Annotated in this window: 5 protein-coding genes and 1 pseudogene; 2 read left to right on the top strand and 4 right to left on the bottom strand. The window is 69.6% G+C overall.

From position 1 onward, the window contains the following. A pseudogene (locus LL239_RS08495) lies at positions 1-313 on the bottom strand (transposase); the annotation flags it as partial. Positions 314-434: 121 nt separating this feature from the next. On the opposite strand from LL239_RS08495, the gene LL239_RS08490 reads away from it, so the two are divergent. After that, positions 435-803 carry a hypothetical protein gene (locus tag LL239_RS08490; protein WP_228162990.1) on the top strand — a complete coding sequence of 123 codons (369 nt, stop codon included), beginning with the start codon at positions 435-437 and terminating at the stop codon, positions 801-803. A 10-nt stretch (positions 804-813) separates the two neighbouring features. Here the strand turns inward: LL239_RS08490 and LL239_RS08485 are convergent, their stop codons facing one another. The 3 genes from LL239_RS08485 to valS form a co-directional block, all read right to left on the bottom strand. Further along, positions 814-2,865 carry a M3 family metallopeptidase gene (locus tag LL239_RS08485; RefSeq protein WP_228162989.1) on the bottom strand — a complete coding sequence of 684 codons (2,052 nt, stop codon included), beginning with the start codon at positions 2,863-2,865 and terminating at the stop codon, positions 814-816. 73 nt (positions 2,866-2,938) lie between these two features. After that, positions 2,939-3,187: a hypothetical protein gene (locus LL239_RS08480; protein WP_228162988.1), complete on the bottom strand. Its 249-nt coding sequence runs from the start codon at positions 3,185-3,187 to the stop codon at positions 2,939-2,941. Continuing rightward, positions 3,187-5,754 carry a valine--tRNA ligase gene (gene valS / locus LL239_RS08475; RefSeq protein ID WP_228162987.1) on the bottom strand — a complete coding sequence of 856 codons (2,568 nt, stop codon included), beginning with the start codon at positions 5,752-5,754 and terminating at the stop codon, positions 3,187-3,189. Before valS ends, LL239_RS08480 begins: the two co-directional genes overlap by 1 nt. A gap of 283 nt (positions 5,755-6,037) precedes the next feature. Between valS and LL239_RS08470 the strand changes: the two genes are divergently transcribed. Beyond that, positions 6,038-6,874: an endonuclease domain-containing protein gene (locus LL239_RS08470; RefSeq protein WP_228162986.1), complete on the top strand. Its 837-nt coding sequence runs from the start codon at positions 6,038-6,040 to the stop codon at positions 6,872-6,874. Positions 6,875-7,073 lie beyond the last annotated feature (199 nt).

The raw sequence follows: 7,073 nt of genomic DNA, 5'->3' as shown, positions 1-7,073 counted from the left end.
GAGACGGCGGCGCGACGTCTGCCCGGGCCTAGAAGTTTCCCTCAGCCAACTCCTTCAGCGCCGCCTTCTCCAGCTCCGCTTCGGCGAGTAGCCGCTTGAGGGTGGCGTTCTGCTTCTCCAGCTCCTTCAGGCGCTTTGCGTCGTCGGCCTTGAGGCCGCCGTACTGGTTCCGCCACCGGTAGTACGTCTGCTCGGACACGCCGAGCTCCCGACACACCGCGGCGACATCCTGCCCGTCGGCGAGCATCCTGTCGGCCTGCCCGAGCTTGCGGACGACCTGCTCCGGGGTGTGACGCTTCCTGCTGTTTGACATGATCTGACCAGTCTCCCTGCCCGCGACTCCGGGCGACAGGACGACTCTCAGAACCACCGGACCTACGAAACGGGGTCAGCCCACGGGGTTCGCGGCCGAGTGCTACCGGTTCACGCTGGCGGTGACGCGTGAGGCCAGCTCGGAGCGCATCGACTGCCCCGCCACGGCACCTGCCGAGCCGCCGGTCGCGACCCGGCCGCCGCAGCTGCCCGCCGACGCGGAGGATCGCCTCCGCGCCGTCCTCTCGGCAGGCGAGGTCTCGGTCGACGCTGTCCGTGCCGTCTTCCCCGATCCGTCCCTCACCGTGGAGACCACGGTCGCGGATGCAGGCGAGGCGGTGGCTGCGGTCGGCGCCCCCGCTGCGCGGGACTGCGTGATCCTCGTCCGACGCGTCGACGGCACGGTCGACTCGGTCGACTTCCGCCGCATCTCCCTCGAGCCGGGCGAGGCCGGCTGCTCGACGAGCCTCTACACGAACCCCCCGTTCTGACCGATGCGCGTCAGACCGTCAGGCCCCGGCGCTCCAGTAACGGCTGGATCTCGGCATCCCGGCCCCGGAAGTCGCGGTAGGCCTCCAGCGGGTCGCCGGAACCGCCGACCCCGAGCAGTCGCTCGCGGAAACGGTCGCCGTTCTCGCGCGTGAGGCCGCCGTTCTCGCGGAACCACTCGACGGTGTCGGCGTCGAGCACCTCGCTCCAGATGTAGGAGTAGTAGCCGGCGCTGTAGCCGCCCGAGAAGACGTGGGCGAAGTACGTCGACGCATAGCGCGTGGGGACGGCGGGGTTGTCGAGCCCGATGTCGGCGAGGGCCGCCGCCTCGAACGCCGCGACGTCGATCTCGCGCGACGCCTCGTCGACGCTGAGTCCGTGCCACGCCTGGTCGATCCAGGATGCCGCGAGGTACTCGCTCGTGGCGAAGCCCTGGTTGAACGCTTCCGAGGCGTGCAGACGGTCGACGACGTCTGCGGGGAGCGGCTCGCCCGTCTCGTGGTGCCGGGCGTAGTGCCCGAGGATCTCGGGCCAGAAGATCCACATCTCATTCACCTGGCTCGGGAACTCGACGAAATCGCGGTGCACCGCGGTGCCGGCGAAGTGGGGGTAGGTCACGGTCGCGAAGAGTCCGTGCAGCGCGTGCCCGAACTCGTGGAACAGCGTCGTGACCTCGTCGAGGGTCAGCAGCGTGGGCGTTCCCTTCGCGGGCTTGTTCACATTGAGGTTGTTGACCACGACCGGGGGCGTTCCGCGCAGCCGCGACTGCGTGACGATCGAGTTCATCCATGCTCCGCCACGCTTGGAGTCCCGCGTGTACAGATCGAGCAGGAAGAGTCCCAGTTCGCTGCCGTCGGCGTTGTGCACCTCGAACACCCGCACGTCGGGGTGGTATCCCTGCAGGTCGTGGCGTTCGGTGATGCGGATGCCGTAGAGCTGCTCGGCGGCGGCGAACACGCCGTCGCGCAGCACCCGCTCCGCCTCGAACCACGGGCGCAGGGCTGCGCGGTCGAGGTCGTACTGCTCGGCACGCACCTTCTCGGTGTAGAAGGCCCAGTCGTGAGCCTCGATTGTCACGCCGTCGGCATCCGCGATCCGCTGCAGCGCCGCCTGCTCGGCCCGCGCGTTCGCCGCCGCGGGTGCGGCAAGACGCCGCAGCAGGTCGTGCACCGCCGCGGGCGAGCCCGCGGTCTGGTCGGTTAGGATCGCCGCGGCGTGCGACGGGTAGCCGAGCAACGCCGCGCGCTCGGCACGCAGCCGGACGATCTCGCGCAGTGTCGCGCGGTTGTCGTTCGCGTTGCCGCGGGTTCCGCGGGCGCGGGAGGCTTCGAGCAGCCGGCGACGACTCGCGCGGTTCGTCAGCGATGCGAGGTACGGGTGGCCGGTGTACAGCGTCAGAGCGATGACGTAACGGCCGTCGAGGCCACGCTCTGTCGCCGCCTGCGCGGCGGCGGACAGCTCGCCCTCGCTCAACCCGTCGAGCTCGGTCGCGTCGTCGAAGACCACTGCGAGGTCGTTCGTGTCGGCGAGCAGATTCTTCTCGAACGTCGTCGTGAGCACCGAGAGCCGCTGGTTGAGATCTCTCAGTCGCGCCTTCTGGTCTTCGTCGAGTCCCGCGCCGGCGAGGGACATCTCACGGTAGCGACGCTCGACGAGGTACCGGCTCTCGGCGTCCAGGTCCAGGTCGTCGAGGACGTCGTGCACCGCGCGCACACGCGCGAACAGCGCGGCGTCGAGTTGGATGGCGTCGCCGTGCGCGGACACGAGCGGGGCGAGCTCCTGTTCGATCGACTGGATCTCGGGCGTGCCGTCGGCGCCGGTGACCGTGTAGAACGTGCGGGCGACGCGGTCGAGCAGTTCGCCACTGCGTTCCAGCGCGACCAGGGTGTTCTCGAACGTCGGGGGCTCGGTCTGCGCGGTGATCGCGTCGACCTCGTCACGGTGCGCCGCGAAGGCCGCGTGGAATGCGGGGAGGTAGTGCTCCGGTCGGATGCTGCCGTACGGCGGCAGGTCGTAGGGGAGCGAGGGCGGCGCGAGGAGGGGATTGTTCACGGCATCCGTCATCGTTCCAGCGTAGTCACGCGGAGCGACCGGATGCCGAGGGCCCGAGGCCGCACACGACCCGGGCCCCGACCGATCAGGCGAACTCGTCGTCGGTGTCGTAGCGCACGACGACCTCGCCCGAGGCCTCTTGCGCGACGATCACGCCGGTGTCGAGCTCGGCCACCGGGCGGCCCTCGAGGAAGGTCAGGGTCCACCGCGGTGCGGGAGCGCTGAGTCCGTCGGGATTCAGCGCCGCCTCGACGGCCGCGATCTGCGCGTGCAGCACCGCGGGCACGGCGGCCGGGGGCTGCTCGCGGGCGGTCCAACGGGTTCCGAGTTGCATCAGTCCTCCTGGGGTGCGAACACGATGTCGGTGACGGCGGTGGTGTCGGCCTCGACGAAGGTGATCGTCTCGATCCGGCCGACGGCGCGCAGGTCTCCCTCGGCGAGGCGCAGCGCGGCGACCTGCGGGCTGTGGATCGTGAGCGAGAGAACGGGCGTCTTCTGCGAGGCCTTGGCCTCGGTCTTGGCCCGGCGGATACCGATGAGCGCCTCGCCCACGGCCGTCAGAACGACCGGGTCGCCGTCGATGCCGAGCGGCTCGGGCCAGGCGGCGGTGTGCACCGAGCCCTCCTCGAACCAGGACCACACCTCTTCCGCGGCGAAGGAGAGCACCGGAGCGAACAGCCGCACCAGTGTGGACAGCGCCGTGCGCAGCGCGAGTGCCGCCGAGGCCTGACCCGCGTCGGAGCGATCGTAGGCGCGCTCCTTCACCAGTTCGAGGTAGTCGTCGCAGAACGTCCAGAAGAACGACTCCGTGATCTCGAGGGCGCGCGCGTGGTCGTACGCCTCGAGCGCCGCGGTCGCGTCGGCGACGACCTTGTCGAGGGTCGTCAGCATCGAGGCATCCAGGGCGTGCGTCACCTCCGCGCCCTCGGGAACCGGGAAGGACAGGACGAACTTCGCCGCGTTCAGCAGCTTGATCGCGAGACGCCGACCGATCTTGATCTGCGTCGGGTTCTGCGGGTCGAAGGCCGCGTCCGTGCCGAGCCGGCTCGAGGCCGCCCAGTAGCGGACGGCGTCGGATCCGTGCTGCTGCAGGATGTCTGCGGGCGTGACGACGTTGCCCTTCGACTTCGACATCTTCTTGCGGTCGGGGTCGACGATGAAGCCCGAAAGCGCGGCATCCGACCACGGCACCCGGCCGTCTTCGAGGGCGCTGCGCAGCATCGTCGAGAACAGCCAGGTGCGGATGATGTCCTGGCCCTGGGGACGCAGGTCGAACGGGGCCACGAGGTTCCACAGCTCGTCGTCGCGCTGCCAGCCTCCGGCCAGCTGCGGTGTGAGAGACGAGGTCGCCCACGTGTCGAGGATGTCGCGTTCGGCGTCGAACCCGCCGGGCACACCGCGCTGGTCCTCGGTGTAGCCCGGGGGGACGTCGGTGGTGGGGTCGACGGGCAGCGCTGCGAGATCGGGCGTGAGCACGCGCGAGTAGTCGCGTTCGCCGTTCTCGTCGAGGCCGTACCAGACGGGGATCGGCACCCCGAAGAAGCGCTGGCGCGACACCAGCCAGTCGCCGGTGAGCCCGTTGGTCCAGTTCTCGTAGCGCACGCGCATGAAGTCGGGATGCCACGACACCTCACGGCCGAGGGCGACGAGACGTTCGCGCAGTTCGGCGTCGCGCGCGCCGTTGCGGATGTACCACTGGCGCGTGGAGACGATCTCGAGCGGGCGGTCACCCTTCTCGAAGAACTTCACGGGGTGCGTGAACGGCTTCGGGGCGCCCTCCATCTCGCCGGACTCCTGCAGCAGCTCGACGACGCGCTTCTTGGCGCTGAACACGGTCTTGCCGGCGAGCTCGGCGTAGGCGGCCTTCGCGGCATCCGTCACGATGACATCGGGAGCCTCGGCCACGATGCGACCGTCCTTGCCGATGATCGTGCGGTTGGGGAGGTCGAGCTCGCGCCACCAGATGATGTCGGTGACATCGCCGAACGTACAGATCATCGCGATGCCCGAGCCCTTGTCCTGCTGCGCGAGCGGGTGGGGGAGCACCGGCACCTCGACGTCGAACAGGGGGGTGCGCACGGTGGTGCCGAACAGCGGCTGGTAGCGCTCGTCGTCGGGGTTCGCGACGAGCGCGACGCACGCGGCGAGGAGCTCGGGGCGGGTGGTCTCGATGAACACGTCACCCGAACCGTCGGTCTTGTGGAAGCCGAGACGGTGGTAGGCGGCGGGCTGGTCGCGGTCTTCGAGCTCGGCCTGAGCGATCGCGGAGCGGAAGTCGACGTCCCACAGCGTCGGCGCGAGCGCCTGGTACGCCTCGCCGCGCTCGACGTTGCGGAGGAACGCGAGCTGGCTCGTGCGCATCGCGGCGTCGGAGATGGTGCGGTACGTCTGGCCCCAGTCGACGCTGAGTCCGAGGTCGCGCCACAGCGCCTCGAACGCCTTCTCGTCCTCGACGGTGAGCTGCTCGCACAGTTCGATGAAGTTGCGGCGGCTGATGGGCACCTGGTCGGCGGCCTTGCTGCTCTTGTTGTCGCCACCCGCGAACGGGGGAGTGAAGTCGGGGTCGTAAGGGAGCGACGGGTCGCAGCGCACGCCGTAGTAGTTCTGCACGCGCCGCTCGGTCGGCAGGCCGTTGTCGTCCCAGCCCATGGGATAGAACACCGTCTTGCCGCGCATGCGCTCGAAGCGCACCTTCACGTCGGTGTGCGTGTAGCTGAAGACGTGCCCGATGTGCAGGCTTCCGGATGCCGTGGGCGGCGGGGTGTCGACCGAGAACACACCGGCGCGACCCACCTCGACCGCACGAGCGCGGTCGAAGACGTACGTGCCGCGGTCGGTCCAGGCGGCATCCCACTTCTGCTCGAGGCCCTCCAGGGCGGGCTTGTCCGGGATCAGCGACATGGGTACTCCTCGAGCGATATGTGCGGCACCGTGTGTGCGTGCCTGACTGTGGATGCCGGTCGAGTCTACCGGGCCGCGGGGACGGGCGCCGGTGCGGCCGCGCGTGCGCTTCGCGCAACGTCGGCGATCAGCGTCGGGTCAGTTGTCCGCCGCCAGAGCCAGCTGACTTTGTGCAGATCTCTGAGGATGTTCGACCGGCCCACTCCTCCTCCCCAGGAGGGATGCCATCCCCGAAGCGCCACGGATCCCGTCGTGCGACCCGCCGTTCGGCCAGCATCGTCGAATGGATGCCAGCCCCCAGGCCGTCGCCGCACACGTGGCCGCTCTCGGCGGCATCGTCCGCTCCACTCGCGTCATTTCCGACGGGTTCAGCCGGCACCATGTCGCGCGTGCAATCGAAGTCGGGCTCGTGAACCGCGTGCGGCGCGGCTGGATCGCGGTGCCGGGCGCGGACCCCGACCTGCTCGCCGCGGCGCGTTACGGGGTCGTCGTGTCGTGCGTGACCGCTGCCGCTCGACAGGGGTTGTGGGTCACGCGGACGCCCCACACGCCCCACGCCGCCTACCCGGGGCGGGGTCGCGTCGCCGAGACGGCGGCCGTCGTGCACTGGCAGCGGCCGGTCGTTCCGCGGCATCCGGATGCCCTGGAAGACCCCGTCGAGAACGTGCTCATGACCGTGGCATCCTGCCTGCCGTATGAGGAGGCGAGAGCCGTCTGGGATTCCGCTCTCAATAGGGGTCTTCTCGACGTCTCCGCGCTGCGCCGACTGCCGTGGACGGGCGTCGCGCGGCGGTTGGCCGAAGAGGTGACCCCGTGGACGGATTCGGGATTGGAGACCCTTTTCATCGTGCGGCTTCGCTGGCTGCCGGTGCCGATCCGCGTCCAGATCTGGATCGAGGGCCACCGCGTCGACGTGCTGATCGGAGAACGGCTGGTCGTGCAGATCGACGGCGCCCACCATGTCGGAGCCCAGCGCACCGCCGATATCCGGCACGATGCCGACCTCATGCTGCAGGGGTACCACGTCATCCGCGTCAGCTATGAGCAGGTCGTCCATCGGTGGCACGAGGTTCAGGATCGGATCATGCGGGCCGTCGCTCAGGGCCTGCACCGCGGGTAGCAGGACGGCGGAGCCTCAGCGTTTCAGCCCGCCGATGCGCTCAGTTGTGTGCGGCGCAAGCTCAGTGATCCGCATAACCTCAGCCCGGATGCCGCGTCGGCAACTGACATTGCGCGGATCGCGGAGGAACCGCCGCGGCCTCGAGAACGAGCGCCGACCGAGCCCTCCCATCGCGGCCGGGCAGCGTCAGCTCCCTCCG

It is taken from the genome of Microbacterium testaceum (genome assembly GCF_020781835.1).
Lineage (GTDB): Bacteria > Actinomycetota > Actinomycetes > Actinomycetales > Microbacteriaceae > Microbacterium > Microbacterium testaceum_H.
Note: the sequence above shows the minus strand (reverse complement) of the source record. Positions and strands in the feature narration are given on the sequence as shown.

Coding starts and splice junctions, on each gene's coding strand:
- LL239_RS08485 (WP_228162989.1), bottom strand. CDS start 2,865: ATGACGGATGCCGTGAACAATCCCCTCCTCGCGCCGCCCTCGCTCCCC.
- LL239_RS08480 (WP_228162988.1), bottom strand. CDS start 3,187: ATGCAACTCGGAACCCGTTGGACCGCCCGCGAGCAGCCCCCGGCCGCC.
- valS (WP_228162987.1), bottom strand. CDS start 5,754: ATGTCGCTGATCCCGGACAAGCCCGCCCTGGAGGGCCTCGAGCAGAAG.
- LL239_RS08470 (WP_228162986.1), top strand. CDS start 6,038: ATGGATGCCAGCCCCCAGGCCGTCGCCGCACACGTGGCCGCTCTCGGC.